The sequence below is a fragment of the Streptomyces sp. NPDC007907 genome, assembly GCF_042959365.1.
Taxonomy (GTDB): domain Bacteria; phylum Actinomycetota; class Actinomycetes; order Streptomycetales; family Streptomycetaceae; genus Streptomyces; species Streptomyces indiaensis.
Map to the genome: position 1 here is coordinate 314,342 of NZ_JBIBKR010000001.1, position 23,039 is coordinate 337,380.

General features: G+C 70.8%; 22 protein-coding genes. 9 read left to right on the forward strand and 13 right to left on the reverse strand.

Features of this window, described 5'->3' with window-relative positions; all coding sequences use genetic code 11:
- The first annotated feature begins 3 nt into the window (after positions 1–3).
- Positions 4–1,431, forward strand: a complete 1,428-nt coding sequence (gene pyk / locus ACFZDI_RS01400; RefSeq protein WP_234848096.1) for a pyruvate kinase — start codon at positions 4–6, stop codon at positions 1,429–1,431.
- Between the two features lie 107 nt (positions 1,432–1,538).
- On the opposite strand, the gene ACFZDI_RS01405 is transcribed toward pyk, so the two are convergent.
- The 4 genes from ACFZDI_RS01405 to ACFZDI_RS01420 form a co-directional block, all read right to left on the reverse strand.
- Positions 1,539–2,927 carry a hypothetical protein gene (locus ACFZDI_RS01405; protein ID WP_391247008.1) on the reverse strand — a complete coding sequence of 463 codons (1,389 nt, stop codon included), beginning with the start codon at positions 2,925–2,927 and terminating at the stop codon, positions 1,539–1,541.
- Positions 2,917–3,480 carry a DUF6114 domain-containing protein gene (locus tag ACFZDI_RS01410; RefSeq protein WP_234848098.1) on the reverse strand — a complete coding sequence of 188 codons (564 nt, stop codon included), beginning with the start codon at positions 3,478–3,480 and terminating at the stop codon, positions 2,917–2,919. Before ACFZDI_RS01410 ends, ACFZDI_RS01405 begins: the two co-directional genes overlap by 11 nt.
- A 118-nt stretch (positions 3,481–3,598) precedes the next feature.
- Entirely contained in the window at positions 3,599–4,231 is a 633-nt protein-coding gene (locus ACFZDI_RS01415; RefSeq protein WP_234848099.1) for a DUF6230 family protein, read from the reverse strand.
- A 621-nt stretch (positions 4,232–4,852) separates the two neighbouring features.
- Complete coding sequence (locus tag ACFZDI_RS01420) at positions 4,853–5,827, reverse strand: tetratricopeptide repeat protein (RefSeq protein ID WP_391247011.1); 975 nt, start codon at positions 5,825–5,827, stop codon at positions 4,853–4,855.
- A gap of 235 nt (positions 5,828–6,062) precedes the next feature.
- On the opposite strand from ACFZDI_RS01420, the gene ACFZDI_RS01425 reads away from it, so the two are divergent.
- Positions 6,063–6,674, forward strand: coding sequence for a TetR/AcrR family transcriptional regulator (locus ACFZDI_RS01425; protein ID WP_221757477.1), 612 nt, complete (start codon positions 6,063–6,065; stop codon positions 6,672–6,674).
- Between the two features lie 4 nt (positions 6,675–6,678).
- Here the strand turns inward: ACFZDI_RS01425 and ACFZDI_RS01430 are convergent, their stop codons facing one another.
- From ACFZDI_RS01430 to ACFZDI_RS01450, 5 genes are all read right to left on the reverse strand, one after another.
- The gene (locus tag ACFZDI_RS01430; RefSeq protein ID WP_391247013.1) at positions 6,679–8,379 is read right to left on the reverse strand and encodes a methylmalonyl-CoA mutase family protein; all 1,701 of its coding nucleotides are present in this window, start codon (positions 8,377–8,379) and stop codon (positions 6,679–6,681) included.
- Positions 8,380–8,495: 116 nt separating this feature from the next.
- A complete protein-coding gene (locus tag ACFZDI_RS01435; protein WP_053670546.1) occupies positions 8,496–8,834 on the reverse strand; it encodes a DUF3817 domain-containing protein in 339 nt (112 codons plus the stop codon).
- Between the two features lie 43 nt (positions 8,835–8,877).
- A complete protein-coding gene (locus ACFZDI_RS01440) occupies positions 8,878–9,387 on the reverse strand; it encodes a MarR family winged helix-turn-helix transcriptional regulator (protein WP_234848103.1) in 510 nt (169 codons plus the stop codon).
- 298 nt (positions 9,388–9,685) lie between these two features.
- On the reverse strand, positions 9,686–9,991 hold the full coding sequence (locus ACFZDI_RS01445) for an MTH1187 family thiamine-binding protein (RefSeq protein WP_234848107.1): 306 nt from the start codon (positions 9,989–9,991) through the stop codon (positions 9,686–9,688).
- Positions 9,988–10,332, reverse strand: coding sequence for a DUF3817 domain-containing protein (locus ACFZDI_RS01450; RefSeq protein WP_234848108.1), 345 nt, complete (start codon positions 10,330–10,332; stop codon positions 9,988–9,990). Before ACFZDI_RS01450 ends, ACFZDI_RS01445 begins: the two co-directional genes overlap by 4 nt.
- A gap of 197 nt (positions 10,333–10,529) precedes the next feature.
- Here ACFZDI_RS01450 and ACFZDI_RS01455 point away from each other — a divergent pair, with 197 nt between their 5' ends.
- The 4 genes from ACFZDI_RS01455 to ACFZDI_RS01470 all read left to right on the forward strand — a co-directional run bounded on the left by ACFZDI_RS01455 (position 10,530) and on the right by ACFZDI_RS01470 (position 13,204).
- On the forward strand, positions 10,530–11,162 hold the full coding sequence (locus ACFZDI_RS01455; RefSeq protein ID WP_102911820.1) for an AIM24 family protein: 633 nt from the start codon (positions 10,530–10,532) through the stop codon (positions 11,160–11,162).
- A gap of 1 nt (position 11,163) precedes the next feature.
- Complete coding sequence (locus ACFZDI_RS01460) at positions 11,164–11,814, forward strand: AIM24 family protein (protein ID WP_234848109.1); 651 nt, start codon at positions 11,164–11,166, stop codon at positions 11,812–11,814.
- Complete coding sequence (locus ACFZDI_RS01465) at positions 11,811–12,611, forward strand: AIM24 family protein (RefSeq protein ID WP_391247016.1); 801 nt, start codon at positions 11,811–11,813, stop codon at positions 12,609–12,611. Before ACFZDI_RS01460 ends, ACFZDI_RS01465 begins: the two co-directional genes overlap by 4 nt.
- Positions 12,612–12,727: 116 nt before the next feature.
- Positions 12,728–13,204 carry a MarR family winged helix-turn-helix transcriptional regulator gene (locus ACFZDI_RS01470; RefSeq protein ID WP_234848111.1) on the forward strand — a complete coding sequence of 159 codons (477 nt, stop codon included), beginning with the start codon at positions 12,728–12,730 and terminating at the stop codon, positions 13,202–13,204.
- A 12-nt stretch (positions 13,205–13,216) separates the two neighbouring features.
- Here the strand turns inward: ACFZDI_RS01470 and ACFZDI_RS01475 are convergent, their stop codons facing one another.
- Both ACFZDI_RS01475 and ACFZDI_RS01480 read right to left on the reverse strand, forming a co-directional pair.
- Complete coding sequence (locus ACFZDI_RS01475; protein WP_391247018.1) at positions 13,217–14,623, reverse strand: ATP-binding protein; 1,407 nt, start codon at positions 14,621–14,623, stop codon at positions 13,217–13,219.
- Positions 14,620–15,288 carry a response regulator transcription factor gene (locus ACFZDI_RS01480; protein WP_234848113.1) on the reverse strand — a complete coding sequence of 223 codons (669 nt, stop codon included), beginning with the start codon at positions 15,286–15,288 and terminating at the stop codon, positions 14,620–14,622. The genes ACFZDI_RS01475 and ACFZDI_RS01480 overlap by 4 nt, the downstream gene beginning before the upstream one ends.
- A gap of 116 nt (positions 15,289–15,404) precedes the next feature.
- Here ACFZDI_RS01480 and ACFZDI_RS01485 point away from each other — a divergent pair, with 116 nt between their 5' ends.
- Positions 15,405–16,076: a PepSY domain-containing protein gene (locus tag ACFZDI_RS01485; protein ID WP_391247021.1), complete on the forward strand. Its 672-nt coding sequence runs from the start codon at positions 15,405–15,407 to the stop codon at positions 16,074–16,076.
- A gap of 51 nt (positions 16,077–16,127) precedes the next feature.
- On the opposite strand, the gene meaB is transcribed toward ACFZDI_RS01485, so the two are convergent.
- Together meaB and ACFZDI_RS01495 are read right to left on the reverse strand one after the other, a co-directional pair.
- Positions 16,128–17,084, reverse strand: coding sequence for a methylmalonyl Co-A mutase-associated GTPase MeaB (gene meaB / locus ACFZDI_RS01490; RefSeq protein ID WP_391247023.1), 957 nt, complete (start codon positions 17,082–17,084; stop codon positions 16,128–16,130).
- 34 nt (positions 17,085–17,118) lie between these two features.
- A complete protein-coding gene (locus ACFZDI_RS01495) occupies positions 17,119–18,327 on the reverse strand; it encodes an acetyl-CoA C-acetyltransferase (protein ID WP_234848116.1) in 1,209 nt (402 codons plus the stop codon).
- A gap of 148 nt (positions 18,328–18,475) precedes the next feature.
- On the opposite strand from ACFZDI_RS01495, the gene mce reads away from it, so the two are divergent.
- Entirely contained in the window at positions 18,476–18,916 is a 441-nt protein-coding gene (gene mce / locus ACFZDI_RS01500; RefSeq protein ID WP_031107947.1) for a methylmalonyl-CoA epimerase, read from the forward strand.
- 233 nt (positions 18,917–19,149) lie between these two features.
- Complete coding sequence (scy, locus tag ACFZDI_RS01505; protein WP_391247024.1) at positions 19,150–23,031, forward strand: polarized growth protein Scy; 3,882 nt, start codon at positions 19,150–19,152, stop codon at positions 23,029–23,031.
- Positions 23,032–23,039: the final 8 nt, after the last annotated feature.

The following is a 23,039-nucleotide window of genomic DNA, read 5'->3' on the forward strand; positions in this document are numbered from 1 at the left end:
CCCATGCGCCGTTCGAAAATCGTCTGTACTCTCGGCCCCGCGGTCGACTCCCACGATCAGCTTGTCGCGTTGATCGAAGCCGGCATGAACGTGGCCCGCTTCAACTTCAGCCACGGCAGCCACGCCGAGCACCAGGGCCGGTACGACCGGGTCCGTGCCGCCGCCAAGGAGACCGGCCGGGCCATCGGTGTCCTCGCCGACCTCCAGGGCCCGAAGATCCGTCTGGAGACCTTCGCCGAGGGGCCGGTGGAGCTGGTCCGCGGGGACGAGTTCACCATCACCACCGAGGACGTCCCGGGCGACAAGACGATCTGCGGAACGACCTACAAGGGCCTGCCGGGCGACGTCTCCCACGGCGACCAGATCCTCATCAACGACGGCAACGTCGAACTGAAGGTCACCGAGGTCCACGGACACCGGGTGAAGACGATCGTCATCGAGGGCGGCGTCATCTCCGACCACAAGGGCATCAACCTGCCCGGCGCGGCCGTCAACGTGCCCGCGCTGTCCGAGAAGGACATCGAGGACCTCCGCTTCGCCCTTCGGATGGGCTGCGACCTGGTCGCGCTGTCCTTCGTCCGGGACGCGAAGGACGTCCACGACGTGCACCGCGTCATGGACGAGGAGGGCCGCCGCGTCCCCGTCATCGCCAAGGTGGAGAAGCCGCAGGCGGTGCAGAACATGGAGGACGTCGTGATGGCGTTCGACGGTGTGATGGTCGCCCGCGGTGACCTGGCCGTCGAGTACCCGCTCGAGAAGGTCCCGATGGTGCAGAAGCGCCTGATCGAGCTGTGCCGGCGCAATGCCAAGCCGGTGATCGTGGCGACCCAGATGATGGAGTCGATGATCACCAACTCCCGTCCGACCCGTGCCGAGGCCTCCGACGTGGCCAACGCGATCCTGGACGGCGCCGACGCGGTCATGCTGTCCGCCGAGTCGAGCGTGGGCGCGTACCCGATCGAGACGGTCAAGACGATGTCGAAGATCGTCACCGCGGCCGAGCAGGAGCTGCTCTCCAAGGGCCTGCAGCCGCTCGTCCCGGGCAAGAAGCCGCGCACCCAGGGCGGTTCGGTGGCCCGGGCCGCGTGCGAGATCGCCGACTTCCTCGGCGGCCGGGGCCTGGTGGCCTTCACCCAGTCCGGCGACACCGCCCGCCGGCTGTCCCGCTACCGCGCGCAGCAGCCGATCATCGCCTTCACCACCGACGAGGGCACCCGCAACCAGATGGCGCTCAGCTGGGGCGTCGAGCCGTACGTGGTGCCGTTCGTGAACAGCACCGACGAGATGGTCGACCTCGTCGAGCAGGAGCTGGTGAAGCTGAACCGCTTCAACGACGGCGACATCGTGGTCATCACCGCCGGTTCGCCCCCCGGCGTGCCCGGCACCACCAACATGGTGCGTGTCCACCACCTGGGCGAGGCCAAGGGCTGAAACCGGCGGGGGCCGTGAAGGCCCCTGCACGGCACCGAGGGGCGCCCCCTGGGATCCAGGGGGCGCCCCTCGGTGTGTGCGGCTCCCGAACAGGCTCTGAGGGGCGCTCAGTCGGTGACGAAGTTGTGCAGCCCCGGCACGTGGAGGGTCCCGCCGAACTGGCCGGCCTGCTGGACCTTCACGTTGGTGAAGTAGATCAGCGGGATGTTCAGCGGCGGCGGGTGCTCCGGGTCGAACGTGATCGGTATCAGCCCGAGCAGGTTGCCCGAGATGCTCTCGGTGTACATCAGGGTGTCGCCGTCGCGGATCGTGGACGTCGAGCCCTTGGCCGCCTGCACGTGGTAGGTCTTGCCGGACTGCTTGTCCTTGACGGTCTGGTGCAGGTCGCCGATGTCGGTGCCGCCGGATATGACGTACTTCAGCACCTTCTTGACGGTGCCGTCGGCGGTGCGCACCTTGACGACGCCCTTGTAGTCGGCACCCTTCAGCGTCAGCGAGCTGGCGTTGAGGAACCACGGGTCGTCGGGCAGCGGCACCTTGTTGTCGACGCCGCCCTCGGCGTCGGTGGCGGCCGGGCAGTCGTCGGCGTCCGTGGTGGCGCTCGGGGAGGGGCTGGGCGAGGCGGTGGCCTCCTTCGCCTTCTCCGCCGCGTCCTCGGCCGCCTTCTCGACGGCCTTGGTGGTGTCCTGCACCGTCTTGCCGGTGTCCTTCACCGTGTCGGACGCCTTGTCGGTGGTGTCCTTGACGGTGTCCTCTACCGTGCCGGTGGCCTTCTCGGCCGTGTCCTGCGTGCCGGAGGCGTCCTCGGCCGGCTTCTCGGTGCTCTCCGACGCCGAGGCGGACGGGCTCGGTGCGGGGCTCGCCCCGTCCGTGCCGTCGTCCTTCCCTCCGTCGAAGATGCCGCCGATCGCGTCGCCGATGCCCTCCAGGATGCCGCCGCTCTCGGAGGGCGAGGGCGACGGAGTGGCCGCCGCGTCGTCACCGCCCGTGGCGGGAGCGCTGGTGGACGGGGTCGGCTTCGGCTCGGCCTCGTCGTCGGAACCTGAATCCGACGAAGAGGAACCGCCGTTGCCCGCGTCCGCGCCACCCGAGGGGGACGGCTTCGGGGCGGTGCCGCCCTGGTCGTCCTTCTCGCCCGCCGCGCCGTCGCTCGCCGAGGGGGACGGCGTGGGCGAGGCGGAGTCGTCCTTGGAGTCCTCCGAGTCCTTGCCGGCCTTGTCGGCGTCCTCGAGGGCCGCCACACAGTCCTTGTACTCGTCGGCCGTCAGGCTCTTGGAGGTCGGCGCCGCCGGGCTGTTGCTGTCGGCTATGGCGAGCGTCGACGTGAAGCCCATGCCCATGAGCACCGCCGTCGGCATCGCCGCCATGGCTATCGCCTTGCCGGCCGGCCTGTTGAACCTGGTGAACAGCGGCTTCTTGGGTGCCGCGTGGCGCGGCCCGGTTCTCACACGGGACGTCTCCACGTCTGCCCCGTGGGTCACCTCGTCAGCCGGCACTGTGCCTCCCGTTCGCCCCGTTGGCCGGGTTCGTTCCTGACAGATCGTTCGGCTCGTCCACCCCGTCCGCGGGTCGCAGCACCGCGGTGTCGTGGTCCGTGGCCTCGGGAGCCCCGTCGACGCCCGTGCCGGCCATGGCGGCCTGCTGTCCCGCGGGCGGCGCGCCCGGCGCCCACGCCACGGCCATCGCCCCGCCCACGAGGGCGAGCAGGAAGCCGATGAGGAAGCCGCCGAGGTTGGACACGGGGATGGACACCAGCGCCAGCAGGATCGCCGCGACTCCCGCGAAGACGCGGACGTGCTTCTGGAACCAGAGGCTGACGCCCAGGACGACGAGCAGCACGCCGATGATCAGGGACCCGGCACCCGCGGTGGTCGCCATCGCCAGCGTCAGGTGACCGATCTGGAGGTTCGCGTACGGGAAGTAGGCGATGGGCAGTCCACTCAGGAGGACCAGCAGCCCGGCCCAGAACGGCCGCTCACCCCGCCAGGCGCGGAACTGCTGCCTCCGGACGGTGAACTGGCCGGTGGCGGCAGGAGTCTCGGCGCTCATGGAAAAACAGCTCCCTGGTACAGCGTTGCTGTGGTGGTGATGTGGGCCGCGTGTGAAGACGCGGCCGGAAGGTGGACGGGCGGGGGCGCCACCGGCTCCCCCGCCCGTCATCGAGTGCTTAGTAGCACTCCTTGACACCCGTCGACAGCGACATCTTCAGGCCGCTGAGCTTGAAGGTTCCGGCGGTGGTCGCCCACGCCGTCTGCTTCACGTCGGTCAGGGTCGCCCTGTCCGCCTGCTGGGCGAAGCCGTACGGGTTGGTCGTCTCGCCCTTCCGCATGGCCGGACCCTTGCTGGCGTCCTTGGCGGCCACACCGATGTCGATGTTCTCGAACGTCGCGTCCGCGCTGAGGTCGGCGACGTCGATGTAGAGGTTCTGGGCCTCCACCGGCTTCGCACCCTGACCCGCACGCAGGATGAGGCTGACGTTCCCGAGCACCGGAATGTTCGGGGTGACGACCGACTGGCACAGGTTCTTGATCGTCGCCGACTTGAACGACGAGACCGCGACCGGGTGCACCGACTTCTTGCCGTCGAGCGTGTACCCCTCGTCGAGGGCGCCGTACTGCGAGAAGCCCTCACCGACGAGCTGGTCGGTCGTGACCTTGAACGACTGGCCGGAGACGCTGAACGACGCGGCGAGAGCGCCCTGCGCGAGGGCGACACCTATCGCAGCCGTGGCGGCGACGCTGGGCACCATGACCACAGCGAACCGCTTCCATCTGGTCCCGCCACGCACCTGGGACTCCATATTTCCTCCTTCTCGGACGTACATCTCCTGTCCTGGCTCGCCCCGATTGGCGGCTCAGCCGGGCAGGGATGGGAGAAGTGCTACGTCCTCGGGAAGGAGAGCGCCTGCACTCGGCGGCGCAACTGCGCCCGAATCACCGGCGATCACCCCCGAGCGACAACCACTGGTCGCGCCTGACACGCATCACGCACAACCCTGCTGGACAGGCTTCGCCGGAAGGGCGAAGACCCCCCTGTCCAAGAGCCGGCGCCACTGCCGCCGGCTCTGCTCGGTGGGGACCCAGGTTGTCCCGCGACCCAACCGGCTGCCGGGGTACGGGAATGGACCGAGCGTGGCCGATCGTGGTGCATTCTCGCCGCCCGCACAAGGGGGTTCGTTACTCGCTAGTAACGGCCGGATAACCGATCAACGACCCGTCGGTCTCGGTCGGCGACTCAGGGTGGCGCCCGGCGGCGGTACAAAGCTGTTGATCGATGGACAGAATCCGACAGATCAACGCCGGTGACTTACTCGTAGTAACAGCGGCCGCGATTACCAAGTTTTGGTAAAGCGCGGCCGCAGTGACCGACTGTCGGCAAACTTTTCACGCGGGCACCACACGCCCGCGTGTTTAACGACTGGTCAGAACAGGGCGCGTGCCAGGGCCCTGCGGGCCGCGATCACGCGGGGGTCGTCGGGGCCGACGACCTCGAACAGCTCCAGCAGCCGCACGCGTACGGTGTCCCGGTCGTCACCCACCGTGCGCTGCACGGTCTCGATGAGCCGGCCGAAGGCGTCCTCGACGTGGCCGCCCACGAGGTCCAGGTCGGCCGCGGCGATCTGCGCCTGCACGTCGGCCGGCTTGTCGGCCGCGTCCCGGCGCACCTGCTGCGGGTCGACGCCCTGCACCCGCTGGAGCAACTCGGCCTGCGCGAGGCCCAGCTTGGCCTCCTCGTTGGCCGGGTCCTCGTTCAGCACGTTCTTGTACGCCTGGACGGCACCGGACAGATCGCCCGAGTCAAGCGCCTGCACGGCGGCCTCCAGGAGACCGTCGTGGGGACCGGCCGGCCGCTCCGGAGCCGCCTGGGCACCGCCCGGCTCGGCCTCGGGGTCGACGGTGAGGCCGGTCAGGCCGAAGCGCTGCTCGCCGACCTGCACCAACTGGTCGAGGGTCTGCCGAATCTGGGCCTCGCCCGCCGCCCCCTGGAAGAGCGGCAGCGCCTGCCCCGCGACGACCGCGAACACCGCGGGGATTCCCTGGATGCCGAACTGCTGCATCAGCATCTGGTTGGCGTCGACGTCGATCTTGGCGAGCAGGAAGCGGCCGTTGTACTCGACGGCCAGCCGCTCCAGGACCGGGCTGAGCTGCTTACAGGGCTCACACCACTCGGCCCAGAAGTCGATGACGACGGGCACCTCGGCGGAACGCTGCAGGACGTCCCTCTCGAACCCCGCCTCATCGACGTCGATGACGAGATCGGCCGGGGAGATCGCCCCCGTCCCGCCCTCCCGGGCTGCTTGCGCGCGCGCCTGCTCCGCCTTCGCCTTGGCCTCCTGGGCCGCCTTCACCGCGGCGAGGTCGACGACTCCGCTCATGGACATGTTCCGTGGCTGCATGCGTCTATCCTCCCCCGTTCGGTGCGCGCGTGTGAAAAACGGTGTGAAAGCAGGGCCGGTCGGTGCCCTTGGCGCCGGGTCCCCACCCCACGCCGGTGTGCCAAGGCCCGTGTACGTCCCTCACGGGCTTTCGCTACGAGTCGTAGCGTAATGCCATGCGGGGGCTCCGGGACACCGCCCCCCGGTGATCTCCCTCACGGGGCCGCGCGGGAACCGCCGGTTTATGGTCGGGGACATGCACAGTCGCAGCCCAGCCGTCCGTTCCGGGCGCCCGCGCAGCGCCGAGGCGGACACGGCGATCCTGGCCGCGACCCGTGAGGCGCTGGTGGAGCTGGGCTGGTCCAAGCTCACCCTGGGAGACGTGGCGACCCGTGCCGGGGTCGCGAAGACGACGCTCTACCGCCGCTGGGCGGGCAAGAACGAACTGGTCGTCGACGCCGTGGCCGAGCTGTTCGACGCGCTGGAGCTCCCCGACTGCGGCTCGCTGGCCGCCGACATCGAGGGCGTGGTGCTGCAGTTCGCCGCGATCCTGGCCCTGCCGGAGGCGCGGAGCGGCCTGATGGCGGTCGTGGCGGAGGCCACCCGTGACGAGGCCCTGCGCGAACGCATCCGCGCGTCCGTGGTCGACCGCCAGAAGCGGCTGGTCCTGGAGGGCCGCGCCCGGGCCCAGGCACGGGGCGAACTCCCGGCGGAGGAGGACCCGGAGTCTGCCGCCCGCACGGTGGACCTGATCTTCGACATGGTGGCGGGCGCGGTGGTGCACCGCACCCTGGTGAGCGCGGAACCCGCCGACGAGGAGTGGGTCCGCAGCTTCACCAGGGTGCTGTTGCAGGGGCTGGGGTCGTAGGCCGTCAGAAGCCGGCCGGCTCCGTGTACACGCCCCACTCGTCGCGGAGCACGCCGCAGATCTCTCCGAGCGTCGCCTCCGCGCGGACGGCCTCCAGCATCGGCCCGATCATGTTGGCGCCGCTGCGGGCGGCGGCCAGCATCGCGTCGAGCGCCGTGCGCACCGCGGCGTCGTCACGGGCCGCCTTGCGCCCGCCGAGCACCCGCACCTGCTCGCGCTCGACCTCGTGGCTGACCCGCAGGATCTCCAGGTCCCCGGTGACCGACCCGTCGTGACAGTTCACGCCGACGACCCGCTTGTCGCCCTTCTCCAGCGCCTGCTGGTAGCGGAACGCCGACTCGGCGATCTCGCCGGTGAACCAGCCGTCCTCGATGCCGCGCAGGATCCCGGAGGTGATCGGGCCGATGGGGTGCTGCCCGTCGGGGTGCGCCCGCAGCCCGCGCTCCTTGATCTGCTCGAAGATCTTCTCCGCGTCGGCCTCGATGCGGTCGGTCAGCTGCTCGACGTACCAGGAACCGCCCAGCGGGTCGGCCACGTTGGCGACGCCGGTCTCCTCCATCAGCACCTGCTGCGTGCGCAGCGCGATCTCGGCGGCCTGCTCGCTGGGCAGGGCGAGGGTCTCGTCGAGCGCGTTGGTGTGCAGCGAGTTCGTCCCGCCGAGCACGGCCGCGAGCGCCTCCACGGCCGTCCGTACGACGTTGTTGTACGGCTGCTGCGCGGTGAGGGAGACCCCCGCGGTCTGTGTGTGGAACCTCAGCCACTGGGCCTTCTCGGACTTCGCCCCGTAGACGTCGCGCATCCAGCGGGCCCAGATCCGGCGGGCCGCGCGGAACTTGGCGATCTCCTCGAAGAAGTCGACGTGCGCGTCGAAGAAGAAGGACAGGCCGGGGGCGAAGACGTCCACGTCCAGCCCGCGCGACAGACCCAGCTCGACGTAACCGAAGCCGTCCGCCAGCGTGTACGCCAGCTCCTGCGCGGCCGTCGCCCCGGCCTCGCGGATGTGGTAGCCGGAGACGGACAGCGGCTTGTACGCGGGGATGCCGGCCGCGCAGTGCTCCATGAGGTCGCCGATGAGCCGCAGGTGCGGCTCGGGCTGGAAGAGCCACTCCTTTTGTGCGATGTACTCCTTGAAGATGTCCGTCTGGAGCGTGCCGTTGAGGACGGACGGGTCGACGCCCTGCCGTTCGGCGGCGACCAGGTACATGCAGAAGACGGGGACGGCCGGGCCGCTGATGGTCATCGACGTCGTGACGTCACCGAGCGGGATGTCCTTGAACAGGACCTCCATGTCGGCCGCCGAGTCGATGGCGACCCCGCAGTGCCCGACCTCGCCCAGCGAGCGCGGGTCGTCGGAGTCGCGGCCCATGAGGGTCGGCATGTCGAAGGCGACCGAGAGCCCGCCTCCGCCATTGCGGAGGATCATCTTGTAGCGCTCGTTGGTCTGCTCGGCGTTGCCGAACCCGGCGAACTGCCGGATGGTCCACGTCCGCCCTCGGTAGCCGGTCGCGTACAGGCCCCGGGTGAAGGGGTACTCCCCCGGCCAGCCGATCCGGTCGAACCCCTCGTAGGTGTCACCGGGCCGGGGCCCGTACACCGGCTCCACGGGGTCGCCGGAGAGCGTGGTGAAGTCGGCCTCGCGCTTGCGTGCGGCGTCGTACCGGGCCTGCCAGCGGCGGCGGCCCTCCTCGATGGCGTCAGCGTCCATACCCTCGAATTTACTTGGACGTCCTAGTAAATGTCGATGGCTGACGGGAGTGACCTGGCGAACGGGTGAAGGCGACCGCCGCGCATCGGGGGGCGCGATGGCCGCCGGGTGCCTGCCTAGGCCTTGACGGGCGCGGGCGCGTCCTCGGCGAGCTTGCCCTCCAGCTCGTGGCTGATCCTGCGCTCCACGAAGAACGCGGCCGTGGGGATCGTGCCGGCGAGCAGCACCCACAGCTGCTTCTTGACCGGCCACTTCGCCTTGGAGCCGAGGTCGAAGGCGAAAATCAGGTACACGACGTACAACCAGCCGTGCGCGATGCTGACCACCTGGGTGAAGTCAGCCGCGCCGCCCAGATCGAGGACGTACTTGCCGATCATGCCGAGGGTCAGCGCGACGAGCAGCACACCGGTGACGTAGGCCATGACCCGGTAGCGGGTCAGCACGCTCTTCTTCATGCCGTCGAGCGTAACGACCCGTTCCGGGAGATCTTGCCCCGGGTCACTCCTCGTCGAAGTCGCCCGCCGAGATGCGCAGCGGCCGCAGCATCGCGAAGATCTCCGCGCACTCCTCCGCGTCGTAGACGCCGAGTCCGAAGTCCATCGCCATCAGGTCACGGGTGGCCGACTCGACGACCTCGCGGCCCTTGTCGGTGATGCTGGCGAGGGTGCCGCGGCCGTCGTTCGGGTTGGGCCGCTTGGCGACCAGACCCGACTTCACCAGCCGGTCCACGGTGTTCGTCACCGATGTGGGGTGCACCATGAGCCGCTCACCGATCTTGGACATCGGCAGCTCGCCGGACTTGGAGAAGGTGAGCAGCACCAGCGCCTCGTAGCGCGCGAACGTCAGCCCGTACGGCCTGACCACCGCGTCGACCTCGGCGAGGAGGATCTGCTGGGCGCGCATGATCGAGGTGATCGCGGCCATGGACGGCACGTTTCCCCAGCGCTGCTTCCAGCGTTCGTCGGCGCGCGCGATCGGATCGAAGGAGAGACTGAGCGGCTTCGGCACGAACCCGACCTTACCGGCCGGTCACATGCCGGTCAGCCCCGTCTCGCCCTTCGGGCGCACGGGCCGGGACGGGCGGAGTCGCCGCGGGGCCGGGTGATGGCCGGGACGTAGGGGTGCGGGTGGGAGTGGGAGCGGGGGCGGTCGACTTCACCCTGACGGGGACCGTGAGCGTGCTTCCGGAAGCGGTCTGCGTGAGGTGAAGGACGTAGCCGCCCGCTGTGGCGTCCGCCGGGACGACCGGCGGTCACCGTCGACGACGAGAACCCCGGCCCGCAGGGGCCGGGGTTCTCGTGACAGGTCAGTGGGTCCGCTGTTCGGCGAGGTGCCGTTCCACCGTCTCCACCTTCGACGTGAGACCGTCCGTCACACCGGGGCGGATGTCCGCCTTGAGGACGAGGGAGACGCGGGGCGCGCGTCGCTCGACCGCGGCGACCGCGCGCCGGACCACGTCCATGACCTCGTCCCACTCCCCTTCGACGGACGTGAACATCGCGTCGGTGCGGTTCGGCAGCCCGGACTCGCGCACCACCCGCACGGCGTCGGCGACGTACTCCCCCACGTCCTCGCCGACCCCGAGCGGCGTCACGGAAAAGGCGACGATCACGCGCCCACCACGCCTTCCTTGCGCGCGCGGGAGGCGATGACCGCGTCCTCGGTCTCACGGCGCAGCCGGCGCTCGGCGAAGAAGCCGCCGGCGGGCAGCACCGAGAGGACGAAGTACAGCGCGGCGGTCTTCAGCGACCACTTGGCACGGTTCCAGGCGTCCGCCCAGAAGATGACGTACAGGACGAAGAGCGCACCGTGCACCGCGCCCATCACCGGCACGGCGTTGAAGTCCGTGGTCCGCTTCAGCACCGAGCAGACCAGCAGGAGGAGGAAGGAGATCGCCTCGGGGGCCGAGACCAGGCGGAGGCGGCGGATGGCGGTGGCGGTCTTGAGGTCCACGGGTCACCTTCGGTGGGAGAGAAACAGTTTGTGAACACGCGCACAAGCGTCCGCCCATTGTGGCAAACCGTCGCGCGCCCTCCGGCCGGGGGTCCGCCCGGGTACGCCCGCGCAGCCTAGGGGTGCTCTCGGGGTCGTTCTCCACCCGCGGGCCCTGTCCGTGAGGCCCGGCCTGCGGATACCTTCCAGTCGTGGCGATGTTCCGACTTCAGAGCAGCAAGGTGCTCGCCGTCGACATGACCGGAGACGCCGTCAAGGCGAAGAACGGCTCCATGGTCGCGTACGACGGCGAGATGGCCTTCAAGAAGCTCAGCGGCGGCGGCGAGGGGATCCGGGGGATGGTGACCCGGCGGCTGACCGGTGAGCAGATGACGTTGATGGAGGTGAAGGGCCGGGGGACCTGCTGGTTCGCCGACCGGGCCTCCGAGATCAACCTGGTCAGCGTCCAGGGCGACAAGCTCTACGTAGAGTCGAGCAACCTGCTCGCGACCGACGGCGGGCTGCGCACGGGTACGGAGTTCACCGGCCTGCGCGGCGCCTCGCAGGGCAACGGGCTGTTCACGACGACCGTCGAGGGCCACGGCCAGGCGGCGATCATGTCGGACGGCCCCGCGGTGGTGCTGCGGGTGAGCGCGCAGTACCCGCTGACCGTCGACCCGGGGGCGTACGTGGCGCACCAGGGGAACCTGCGGCAGTCCTTCCAGTCCGGTGTGACGTTCCGCACGCTGCTCGGGGAGGGCGGCGGCGAGGCGTTCCAGATGCGGTTCGAGGGTGACGGGCTGGTGTACGTGCAGCCGAGCGAGCGGAACACGATCGCGGGGGACGTGTGACATGGCCTTCCGGGAGATCAACGGAAAGATGGTCGAGGCGACGGTCGCGCCGGGCCAGCGGCTGTTCAGTCAGCGCGGCGCGATGCTCGCGTACAAGGGCGAGGTGTCCTTCACGCCCAACATGGCGGGCGGCCAGGGCGGGATCATGTCGATGATCGGCCGCCGGGTGGCCAACGAGGACACCCCCCTGATGTCCGTCGAGGGCAGCGGCACGGTGCTGTTCGGGCACGGCGGGCACCACGTCCAGGTGATCCGCCTGACCGGCGACACGCTCTACGTCGAGGCGGACCGCCTGCTGGCCTTCGAGGGCACGCTCCAGCAGGGCACGATGTTCCTGGGCTCGCAGGGCGGCGTCATGGGCATGGTGCGCGGGCAGGTCAGCGGCCAGGGACTGTTCACGACGACGCTGCAGGGGCACGGGGCCGTCGCGGTCATGGCCCACGGCGGTGTCATCGAGATCCCGATCAGCCCGCAGCGCCCGGTCCACGTGGACCCGCAGGCCTACGTCGCCCACCACGGAGACGTCCGTAACAAGCTGTCGACGGCGCTGGGCTGGCGGGACATGGTGGGCCGCGGCTCGGGCGAGGCGTTCCAGCTGGAGCTCAGCGGCAGCGGTGCGGTGTACGTCCAGGCGTCGGAGGAGAAGCTGTGAGCACGTACGGAACGCCGGGCGCCGGCCCCGCCGTCTTCGACCCGGCGACGCTGCCGCCGGACGACAACGTCAATCCCTACACCTTCTGCGTGGAGCTCAAGGGGAGCCAGTGGTTCCTGCAGAAGGGGAAGATGATCGCCTACTACGGCTCGATCGACTTCAACGGCGTCGGACACGGCCGGCTGGACCGTCTCGTGCGCACCTCGTTCCATTCGCCACTGCACGCGAGCGACTGGGTGGTGGCCGAGGGCTCGGGCAAGATGCTCCTCGCCGACCGGGCCTTCGACGTCAATTCGTACGACCTCGAGGACGGCAACCTGACCATTCGCTCGGGCAACCTCCTCGCTTTTCAGCCAACTCTGGCACTGAAGCAATCAATCGTGCCGGGTTTTCTGACCCTCATCGGAACCGGAAAGTTCGTGGCCGCGTCCAACGGACCGGTGGTGTTCATGGAACCCCCGATCCGGGTCGACCCCCAGGCCCTGGTCGGCTGGGCCGACTGCCCCTCCCCGTGCCATCACTACGACCACGGGTACATGACCGGTGTCATGGGCGGTCTACGTGCACTGACGGGCCTGGGAGGCGCCTCCGGCGAGGAGCACCAGTTCGAGTTCGTCGGCGCCGGGACGGTGCTGCTGCAGTCGTCCGAGACACTGATGGCCGAGCAGGCCACGGGGGGCGTTCCGCATCAGGCCGGCGTGCCCGGCGGCGGGGCGCACATCCCCCAGACGGGGCAGTCCGGGGTACCGCGCCTTCCCGGACAGCTGGGCGACCTCCAGCGTCGCTTCGGGCTGTGAGCGGTAGTCTGCGGAGTGTGACATCGAACGTCTGCGCACGGTTGTCCGCCAGGCGTGCGCCATCACACACCACCCCTCACTAGTTCGCCTTTCAACATTTTAGGTAGACTTCATTCATGGAGACCGAGACGGCCACCCGCTGGCTGACCGATGCGGAGCAGTGCGCTTGGCGCACCCACCTGGAGGTCAACAGGCTGTTGACGTACCAGCTCGAGAAGGACCTGCAGCCGTTCGGCCTGACAATGAACGACTACGAGATCCTGGTGAATCTCTCCGAGTCCGACGACCAGAGAATGCGGATGAGCGACCTCGCCTCCGCCACGCTCCAGTCCAAGAGCCGCCTCTCGCACCAGATCACGCGCATGGAGAACGCGAACCTGGTCCGGCGGGAGAACTGCGAGTCGGACCGCCGGGGGCTCTACGCGGTCCTCACCGAGCACGGCATGGCGACGATGCAGAAGGTCGCGCCCCACCATGTGGCGTCCGTGCGCAGGCACTTCATCGACCTGCTGTCCCCCGAGGCCCTGGCCGAGCTCGACAAGGGCCTCAAGCCCATCGCGGAGCACCTGCGCGGCCAGCGCGGGCGCCCATAACCGCAGTTCCCGCTAGGCGAGCGGCAGGCGGAGTTCGAACAGGGCTCCGCCTGCGGGCCCCCGCCCGGCCGTGAGCGTGCCGCCGTGCCGGACGGCGACGTCCCGGGCGATGGCGAGCCCCAGCCCGGCACCGCCGTCGTCGCGGCTGCGCGCGGCGTCCAGCCGGACGAACCGTTCGAAGATCCGCTCCCGGTCGTCCTCGGGCACCCCGTCACCGTCGTCGGCCACCCCGACCACGGCCCGGTCGCCCTCGCGCCGCACGGTCACGGTGACCGCGGACCGGGCGTGCCGCTGGGCGTTGTCCAGCAGATTGGCGAGCACCCGCCCCAGCTGCCCCCGCGAACCGGCCACCTCCGCCGGCTCCGCGTCCACGGTGACACCCGTCCGCCCCTCGGCCTCCTCGCGGGCGATTCCGGCGAGGTCGATCTTCGCGTCACTGGGCCGCTCCCCCGCGTCCAGCCGGGCGAGCAGCAGCAGATCGGCCGCCAGCCGCTGCAACCGGACGGTGTCCTCCACGGCCCCGTCGAGGTCCAGCAGCTCGGGATGGGCCGCGGCCACCTCCAGCTGCGTCCGCAACGAGGCGATCGGGCTGCGCAGCTCGTGGGAGGCGTCCGCGACGAACCGCCGCTGCCGCTCCACGGACGTCTCCAGCGCCGCGAGCGTCTCGTTGGTGGTGCTGGCGAGCCGGGCGATCTCGTCGTGGGTGTCCGGCTCCGGAACGCGCCGGGCGAGGTCCTCGGAGTGGGTGATCGCGGCCATCTCGCGCCGGATGCCCTCGACGGGCCGCAGGGCCCTGCGGGTGACCAGCCAGGTGACGGCCGCGACGACGGCGAGCAGCAGAGGGAACCCGATCAGCATCACCGTCAGCGCGGTCCGCACGGCCCCGTGCTCGGCGGCCAGCGGGGAACCGGCGTAGACCGTGAGGTGCCCCCGGTCGTGGGTCTCCACCTCGACGGCGGCGAAGCGGTAGTCCTCCGCCTCGCCGTCGATCGTCGCGGACCCGTTGCTGAACACGGTCTCCCCGGAGATCTCACCGGGTTCCAGTGCCTCGCCCGCGTCATCCGAGTCGTCGTCATCACCGGTGGGGCTCGCCGCCGGCTGCGGCTTCACCTGCCCGCTGTCGGTCCCGCTGATCCGCTCCAGATCCTCACTGACCGCGACCAGCCGCTTGTCGTCGTCGACGACCTGCACCGGCCCGTCGTCGCCGTCCAGCCCCGAGAGCTTGTCGTACGGCGTGCCGGCGGCGAGCTCGGCGGCGACCGCCCGCGCGGAGCGTTCCGCCTGCGTACCGGCCTCGCCGATCAGGTTGGACCGCAGGGACAGCAGCACGGCGGCGCCCGCGGCGACGAGCGCCACCGCGACCACGAGTGTCGCCCCCAGCGTGGCCCGCGCCCGGACGGACCCGAACAGCCGCCTCACGGTGACGTCTCCAGCCGGTACCCGGCCCCGCGCACGGTCCGGATCAGCTCCGCCCGCAGCTTGCGCCGCAGGGTGCTGACGTACACCTCGACGATGTTGGGATCGCCCTCGTACGCGAAGTCCCAGACGTGCTCCAGGATCTCCGGCTTCGACACCACCTCACCGGCCCGCAGCACGAGCTGCTCCAGCACGGAGAACTCCTTGGCGGTGAGGGTGATCTCGTCCTCGCCGAGGAACACCCGGCGCGCAGCGGTGTCCACCTTCAGATCTCCGTGCACCTGCACGGGCGACGCCCCGGCCCCCTGCCCGCGCCGCCGCAGCAGCGCCTTGACCCGGGCGACGAGCACGACGTACGAGAACGGCTTGGTCAGGTAGTCGTCCGCACCGGTGTCGAGGCCCTCGGCCTCGTCGTACTCGCCGTCCTTGGCGGTCAGCATCAGGATCGGCACCTCGTGTCCGGCGGCCCGCAGGGCGGCGCAGACCCGGTAGCCGTTGAGGCCGGGCAGCATGATGTCGAGGATGACCAGGTCGTATGTGCCCTCCGAGGCCCGGTACAGCCCCTCGCGGCCGTCGTGGACGACGTCCACTGCGTACCCCTCGGCGGTCAGGCCCCCGGCGAGCGACAGGGCCAGCCGCTTCTCGTCCTCCACGATCAACAGGCGCATGCGTCAAGAGTGGCAAAGCCAACCTGAAGATCCCTTCAGGGACCTTCAGGTTCCTCTCAGCCTCGGTCGGCCAGAGTCGAAGGCGTCGAAAACGAACCGACTCGGGAGGAAACCGCATGAAGCGCAACATCGTGATCGCCGCCGTGACCGCCGCCGCCCTGATCGGAGGCGGTACGGCCACCGCTCTGGCGACCACGGCGGACGACGGTGACTCGGCGCGCCAGACGGCGAACACCCGCCTCTCGAACGACGCGCAGGACGACCGCGGCGACCGCGAGGACCGGGACGACCGCGGCGACCACGGCGACCGCGGCGACCGCGGCGACGACGCCGAGCGCGCCGCCTCCACCGACGTCACGGCGTCCGAGGCGATCGCCTCCGCGCTGAAGCACACGTCGGGCACGGTGGTCTCCGCCGAGCTGGACGACGAGGACGACAGCGACAAGGTGGTCTGGAAGGTCGACGTCCTGTCCGGCGACGACACCTGGCACAGCGTGAGCGTCGACCCGTCCGACGGCAGGGTTCTCGGCTCGCAGACCGACGACGAGGACGACACGGCGCAGGTGCGGGTGGCGCTGAAGGGCTCGTCGGTGACGGCCGAGCAGGCGGTGAAGGCTGCCGCCGGCAAGGGCGTGGTGACGTCCGTGGACCTCGACGACGACGGCAAGAACACGTCCTGGGAGACCGAGACCCGCACGTCCGGCGGCACCGAGCGGGACTGGAAGGTCGACCTGAACACCGGAAAGATCACGGCGGACCGCTCCGACGACACGGACGACCGGGACTGACCAGCAGCTGTCGGATTTTCCCGCCCCGGCGTCGAGGCCGACGCCGGGGCCTCAGCCCTCCGTCAACCCCGCCACCAGCTCGTCAGCCGCCCGGTAGGGATCCAGTTCGCCCGCGATGATCCGCTCCGCCAGCGCCCCCAGCCGGCGGTCGCCGTGCAGGTCGCCGATCCGTTCCCGCAGGGCCGTCACCGCGATCGTCTCGACCTCGCGCGAGGCCCGGGCCGCCCGGCGCTCCGTGAGGACGCCCCGCTCCTCCATCCAGGCCCGGTGCTTCTCCAGCGCCTCGACGACCTCGTCGACGCCCTCGCCCCGCGCGGCGACCGTCTTCACGATCGGCGGCCGCCAGTCGCCAGGCCCCCGGGACTCCCCCAGCCCCAGCATGTGGTTCAGCTCGCGGGCCGTCGCGTCCGCCCCGTCCCGGTCCGCCTTGTTCACGACGTACACGTCACCGATCTCCAGGATTCCGGCCTTGGCCGCCTGGATCCCGTCGCCCATCCCCGGCGCGAGCAGGACGACGGACGTGTCCGCCTGCGAGGCGATCTCCACCTCCGACTGCCCGACCCCCACCGTCTCGACCAGGATCACGTCACAGCCGGCGGCGTCCAGCACCCGGATGGCCTGCGGGGCCGCCCACGCCAGCCCGCCCAGATGCCCGCGCGTCGCCATCGACCGGATGTACACGCCCGGGTCGGACGCGTGCTCCGACATCCGCACCCGGTCCCCGAGCAGCGCACCACCCGAGAACGGGGACGACGGGTCGACGGCGAGCACGCCGACCCGCTTGCCCTGCTTGCGGTACGCGGTGACCAGCGCCGAGGTCGACGTGGACTTGCCGACCCCGGGCGACCCGGTCAGTCCCACGACGTACGCCCCGCCCGTCAGGGGCGCGAGCGCCGCCATGACCTCCCGCAGCTGCGGGGACGCCCCCTCCACCAGGGAGATCAGCCGGGCCACGGCCCGCGGCCGGCCTTCCCTGGCCTGGGCCACCAGGGTGGAGACGTCCTGCATCACAGCTCCGTTCAGATAAGGGACGTACCGGAAATCAGGCCTTGGGCACGCGCACGATCAGCGCGTCACCCTGCCCGCCGCCACCGCACAGCGCGGCCGCGCCCACGCCACCGCCACGCCGCTTCAGCTCCAGCGCGAGATGCAGCACGAGCCGCGCACCGGACATCCCGATCGGGTGACCCAGGGCAATGGCGCCACCGTTGACATTCACCTTTTCGGTGGACACCCCGAGGTCCTTCATGGACTGCACGGCCACGGCCGCGAACGCCTCGTTGATCTCGATGAGGTCGAGGTCCGAGACCTCCAGGCCCTCCTTCTTCAGGGCGTGCAGGATCGCGTTGGACGGCTGCGACTGGAGCGAGTTGTCCGGCCCGGCCACGTTCCCGTGCGCCCCGATCTCGGCGATCCACTCCAGGCCGAGCTCCTGGGCCTTGGCCTTGCTCATCACGACGACGGCGGCGGCACCGTCGGAGATCTGCGAGGCGGAACCGGCCGTGATCGTGCCGTCCTTGGCGAACGCCGGACGCAGCTTTCCGAGCGACTCGGCGGTCGTGTCACCGCGGATGCCCTCGTCCTTGCTGAACAGCACCGGGTCGCCCTTGCGCTGCGGGATCTCCACGGGCGTGATCTCGGCGTCGAACACGCCGTTCTTCTGCGCCGCGGCGGCCCGCTGGTGCGACAGCGCGGCGATCTCGTCCTGCACCGGCCGGGCGATGCCGAGGCGGGTGTTGTGCTTCTCCGTCGACTCGCCCATGGCGACACCGTCGAAGGCGTCGGTCAGACCGTCGTGGGCCATGGCGTCGAGCATCTCGATGGCGCCGTACTTGTAGCCCTCGCGGGACTTCGGCAGCAGGTGCGGGGCGTTGGTCATGGACTCCTGGCCGCCGGCGACGATCACGTCGAATTCACCCGCGCGGATGAGCTGGTCGGCGAGCGCGATGGCGTCGAGGCCCGACAGACACACCTTGTTGATGGTCAGCGCCGGCACGTTCATCGGGATGCCGGCCTTGACGGCGGCCTGGCGGGCCGGGATCTGCCCGGCACCGGCCTGGAGCACCTGCCCCATGATCACGTACTGCACCTGGTCGCCGCCGATCCCCGCACGGTCGAGGGCGGCCTTGATCGCGAAGCCGCCGAGGTCGGCTCCGGAGAAGGACTTCAGCGATCCGAGCAACCGACCCATGGGCGTACGCGCGCCCGCGACGATCACCGAGCTGTTCGCTTCGGAAGTTCCAGAAGACATGAGCTGCGATCCCCTTACCGGCTGCACAGCCGAGGAGTGAACGAGGGTTTACTTCGAATGTACTGAGTGGCACTCCGTGCCGTCATCGGGCTGTCGGTGTGATCGCGCGCACGTTGCGTAACCACCTCGGGGGCGCTGCACTGAATCCATGCTGACGCGAATCGACCACATCGGAATCGCCTGTTTCGACCTCGACAAGACCGTCGAGTTCTACCGTGCCACCTATGGCTTCGAGGTGTTCCACTCCGAGGTCAACGAGGAGCAGGGCGTGCGGGAGGCCATGCTCAAGATCAACGAGACGTCCGACGGCGGCGCCTCCTACCTGCAGCTCCTGGAGCCGACCCGCGAGGACTCCACCGTCGCGAAGTGGCTCGCCAAGAACGGCGAGGGCGTCCACCACATCGCTTTCGGTACGGCAGATGTCGACGGGGACGCCGAGGAGATCAAGGGCAAGGGCGTACGCGTGCTGTACGAAGAGCCGCGAGTCGGTTCCATGGGGTCACGGATCACCTTCCTGCACCCCAAGGACTGCCATGGCGTACTGACAGAACTGGTCACTTCGGCGCCTGTTGAGTCACCTGAGCACTGACCCTCGTACATAAGGGCCGGTAGGGTTGGGGGCGGTCGCCGCTCAGTCCAGGGTGACCGCGGTCCCGCCGTGCGACGGCAGGACCACCGGGGTCCGGGTTTCGGGGGACGAGCGTCGGGGCAGCAGCCTCTGCTCCGCCGATGATCTGACACCATTCCCCGGGGGCCCCGTTCGGCGGATGGACGGAGCTCGTTCGGTAAGAGTTTCGACCAGGGGACGGATGGGACCGCGCAGTGCGGGGCTACGAGAGCCAGGAGCGAGAGCCGGCGGCTGACGTCGACCACCTCTCTCGGTTCGAAGCCGAGATGAAGCGGCTGAAGACCGAGCGGGAAAAGGCGATCCAGCACGCCGAGGACCTCGGCTACCAGGTCGAGGTGCTGCGCGCCAAGCTGCACGAGGCGCGGCGGACCATCATGACCCGGCCCTCCTTCGAGGGGGGCGACATCGGCTGGCAGGCCGAGCAGTTGCTGCGCAATGCGCAGATGCAGGCCGACCAGATCCGCGCGGACGCCGACCGGGAGCTGAGCGAGGCCCGGGCCCAGACCCAGCGGATCCTCCAGGAGCACGCCGAGCAGGCGGCCCGGCTCCAGGCGGAGCTGCACCAGGAGGCGGTGACCCGCCGCCAGCAGCTGGACCAGGAGCTGTCCGAGCGCCGCCAGACGGTCGAGTCGCACGTCAACGAGAACGTGGCGTGGGCCGAACAGCTGCGGGCCCGCACCGAGCAGCAGGCCCGCCGGCTGCTGGAGGAGTCCCGCGCCGAGGCCGAGCAGGCCCTGGCCACGGCCCGCGCGGAGGCCGAGCGGCTCGCCACCGAGGCCCGGCAGCGGCTGACGAGCGCGGCCGAGGAGGCCCGGGCCGAGGCCGAGCAGATCCTGCGCCGCGCCCGCACGGACGCCGAGCGCCTGCTCAACGCCGCCTCCACGCAGGCCCAGGAGGCCACCGACCACGCCGAGCAGCTGCGCACGTCCAGCGCCACGGAGTCGGAGTCCGCGCGCCGCGAGGCCCAGGAGCTGAGCAAGGCCGCCGAGCAGCGGATGGCCGAGGCCGAGGAGGCGCTGCGCAAGGCGCAGGCCGAGTCGGAGAAGCTGGTCACGGAGGCCAAGGAGGCCGCCGCCAAGGCCCTGGCGAGCGCGGAGTCGGCGAACGAGACGCGGACGCGCACCGCCAAGGAGCAGGTCGCCCGGCTGGTCGAGGAGGCCACGAAGGAGGCCGAGAACACCAAGTCCGAGGCCGAGCAGATCGTCGCCGACGCCAGGGCCGAGGCCGAGAAGATCGTCGCGGAGGCCTCCGAGAAGGCCCGCACGCTCACCGCCGAGGAGACCGCGACCCAGCTGTCCAAGGCCGCCCGTACGGCCGAGGAGGTCCTCACCAAGGCGTCGGAGGACGCCAAGAAGACCACCAGGGCCGCGGCCGAGGAGGCCGAGCGGATCCGCTCCGAGGCCGAGGCCGAGGCGGACCGGCTGCGGGCCGAGGCGCACGACATCGCCGAGCAGCTCAAGGGCGCGGCGAAGGACGACACCAAGGAGTACCGCGCCAAGACGGTCGAGCTGCAGGAGGAGGCCCGCCGGCTGCGCGGCGAGGCCGAGCAGCTGCGGGCGGACGCGGTCGACGAGGGCGAGAAGATCCGCGCCGAGGCCCGCAAGGAGGCCGTGGCGCAGATCGAGGAGGCGGCGAAGTCCGCCGAGGAACTGCTCGCCCGGGCCAAGGCGGACGCGGACGAGCTGCGTACCACGGCCCAGGCGGACAGCGAGAAGGTCCGCACCGAGGCCATCGAGCGGGCGACGACCCTGCGCCGGCAGGCCGAGGAGACCCTCCAGCGCACCCGGCAGGAGGCCGAGCGGCACCGCGAGGAGGTCGTCGAGCAGGCCGAGGCGCTCAAGGAGGAGGCCGAGCGCGCGGCCCGCGAGCTGCACGAGGAGACCGAGCGGGCCATGGACGCCCGTCGCGCCGAGGCCGCCGAGGAGCTGACGCGGCTCCAGACGGAGGCCGAGGAGCGGCTGACGGCCGCCGAGCAGGCGCTGTCGGACGCCCGTGAGGAGGCCGCGCGGATCCGCCGCGAGGCCGCCGAGGAGAACGAGCGGCTGCGTGCCGAGGCCGCCGAGCGGATCCGTACGCTCCAGCAGCAGGCCGAGGCGGAGGCCGAGCGGCTGCGTGACGAGGCCGCGGCGGACGCGTCCGCGGCGCGTGCCGAGGGCGAGGCCGTCGCCGTACGGCTGCGCTCGGAGGCGGCGAGCGAGGCCGAGCGGCTGAAGTCGGAGGCGCACGAGAGCGCCGACCGGGTGCGCGCGGAGGCGCAGGCCGCCGCCGAGCGGCTCGCCACGGAGGCGTCCGAGACGCTGGCCGCCGCCCAGGAGGAGGCCAACCGGCGCCGCCGCGAGGCCGAGGAACTTCTCGGCAGCGCCCGTCAGGAGGCCGACCAGGAGCGGGAGCGGGCCCGCGAGCAGAGCGAGGAGCTGCTGGCCTCGGCGCGCAAGCGTGTGGAGGACGCGCAGACCGAGGCCGTCCGGCTGGTCGAGGAGGCCGACCGCCGTGCCACGGAGATGGTGTCCGCGGCCGAGCAGCACGCCCAGCAGGTCCGTGACTCCGTCGCCGGGCTGCACGAGCAGGCCCAGGAGGAGATCACCGGGCTGCGCTCCGCCGCCGAGCACGCGGCGGACCGTACGCGGCGGGAGGCCCAGGAGGAGGCGGACCGGGTCCGCTCCGACGCCTACGCCGAGCGGGAGCGGGCGAGCGAGGACGCGGGCCGGCTGCGGCGCGAGGCGCACGAGGAGACCGAGGCCGCCAAGGCGCTCGCCGAGCGGACGATGTCCGAGGCGATCGCGGAGGCGGAGCGGATCCGCGCGGACGTCGCCGAGCACGCCCAGCGGGTGCGCACGGAGGCGTCGGACGCGATCGCCGAGGCGGAGCAGAGCGCTTCGCGCACCCGGGCGGACGCCCGCGAGGACGCCAACCGCATCCGGTCGGACGCGGCGACGCAGGCGGACACGCTCATCTCCGAGGCCCGAAGCGAGGCGGAGCGGCTCACCACCGAGACGGTCCAGGAGACCGACCGGCTGCGGATGGAGACGGTCACCGAGGCCGAGCGGGTTCGCACGGAGGCCCTGTCCGAGGCCGAGCGGGTCCGGTCCGAGGCGGCCACGGAGGCCGAGCGGGTGCGGGCCGAGGCCGCCGAGACGGTCGGCTCGGCGCAGCAGCACGCCGAGCGGATCCGCCGTGAGGCCGAGCGCGTCAAGACCGACGCGGAGGCGGAGGCGGAGCGGCTCGTCGGCACCGCGCGCGAGGAGGCCGACCGCACCCTGGACGAGGCACGCAAGGACGCCAACAAGCGGCGCTCCGAGGCGGCCGAGCAGGTCGACAAGCTCATCGCGGAGACCACGGCCGAGGCGGACAAGCTGCTGACCGAGGCGCAGCAGCAGGCGCACAAGACCACCGCGGAGGCGGAGTCGCGGGCCGACACCATGGTGGGCGCGGCCCGCAAGGAGGCCGACCGGCTGGTCTCCGAGGCGACGGTCGAGGGCAACTCCCTGGTGGAGAAGGCCCGTACGGACGCCGACGAGCTGCTGGTCGGCGCGCGCCGGGACGCCACGCAGATAAGGGAGCGTGCCGAGGAGCTGCGCGACCGCATCACCTCCGAGATCGAGGAGCTGCACGAGCGGGCCCGCCGTGAGTCGGCCGAGACGATGAAGTCGGCGGGCGACCGCTGCGACGCGCTCGTCAAGGCGGCCGAGGAGCAGCTGGCGAAGGCGCAGGCCAAGGCGAAGGAGATCGTCTCGGAGGCCAACTCCGAGGCGGGCAAGGTCCGTATCGCCGCGGTGAAGAAGGCGGAGGGGCTGCTCAAGGAGGCCGAGCAGAAGAAGACCACGCTGGTCCGGGAGGCCGAGGAGCTCAAGGCCGAGGCGATCCGCGAGGCCAAGCGCACGGTCGAGGAGGGCAAGCGCGAGCTGGAGGTCCTGGTCCGCCGCCGCGAGGACATCAACGCCGAGATCTCCCGTGTCCAGGACGTCCTGGAGGCGTTGGAATCCTTCGAGGCACCCGTCGGCTCCAAGGACAACGGAGTCAAGGCGGGCGCGACGGTCGGCGCACCCCGATCGGGTGGCAAGTCCTCGGACGGCTAGCGCCTCCG

Excerpts from the sequence above, each read along its gene's own strand:
- ACFZDI_RS01470 (WP_234848111.1), top strand. The coding sequence starts at position 12,728 with ATGGAGACCGAGACGGCCACCCGCTGGCTGACCGATGCGGAGCAGTGC.
- ACFZDI_RS01495 (WP_234848116.1), bottom strand. The coding sequence starts at position 18,327 with ATGTCTTCTGGAACTTCCGAAGCGAACAGCTCGGTGATCGTCGCGGGC.
- pyk (WP_234848096.1), top strand. The coding sequence starts at position 4 with ATGCGCCGTTCGAAAATCGTCTGTACTCTCGGCCCCGCGGTCGACTCC.
- ACFZDI_RS01435 (WP_053670546.1), bottom strand. The coding sequence starts at position 8,834 with ATGAAGAAGAGCGTGCTGACCCGCTACCGGGTCATGGCCTACGTCACC.
- ACFZDI_RS01485 (WP_391247021.1), top strand. The coding sequence starts at position 15,405 with ATGAAGCGCAACATCGTGATCGCCGCCGTGACCGCCGCCGCCCTGATC.
- ACFZDI_RS01455 (WP_102911820.1), top strand. The coding sequence starts at position 10,530 with ATGTTCCGACTTCAGAGCAGCAAGGTGCTCGCCGTCGACATGACCGGA.
- ACFZDI_RS01420 (WP_391247011.1), bottom strand. The coding sequence starts at position 5,827 with ATGCAGCCACGGAACATGTCCATGAGCGGAGTCGTCGACCTCGCCGCG.
- meaB (WP_391247023.1), bottom strand. The coding sequence starts at position 17,084 with ATGCAGGACGTCTCCACCCTGGTGGCCCAGGCCAGGGAAGGCCGGCCG.
- ACFZDI_RS01430 (WP_391247013.1), bottom strand. The coding sequence starts at position 8,379 with ATGGACGCTGACGCCATCGAGGAGGGCCGCCGCCGCTGGCAGGCCCGG.
- ACFZDI_RS01480 (WP_234848113.1), bottom strand. The coding sequence starts at position 15,288 with ATGCGCCTGTTGATCGTGGAGGACGAGAAGCGGCTGGCCCTGTCGCTC.
- ACFZDI_RS01415 (WP_234848099.1), bottom strand. The coding sequence starts at position 4,231 with ATGGAGTCCCAGGTGCGTGGCGGGACCAGATGGAAGCGGTTCGCTGTG.
- ACFZDI_RS01425 (WP_221757477.1), top strand. The coding sequence starts at position 6,063 with ATGCACAGTCGCAGCCCAGCCGTCCGTTCCGGGCGCCCGCGCAGCGCC.
- ACFZDI_RS01410 (WP_234848098.1), bottom strand. The coding sequence starts at position 3,480 with ATGAGCGCCGAGACTCCTGCCGCCACCGGCCAGTTCACCGTCCGGAGG.
- ACFZDI_RS01460 (WP_234848109.1), top strand. The coding sequence starts at position 11,164 with ATGGCCTTCCGGGAGATCAACGGAAAGATGGTCGAGGCGACGGTCGCG.
- mce (WP_031107947.1), top strand. The coding sequence starts at position 18,476 with ATGCTGACGCGAATCGACCACATCGGAATCGCCTGTTTCGACCTCGAC.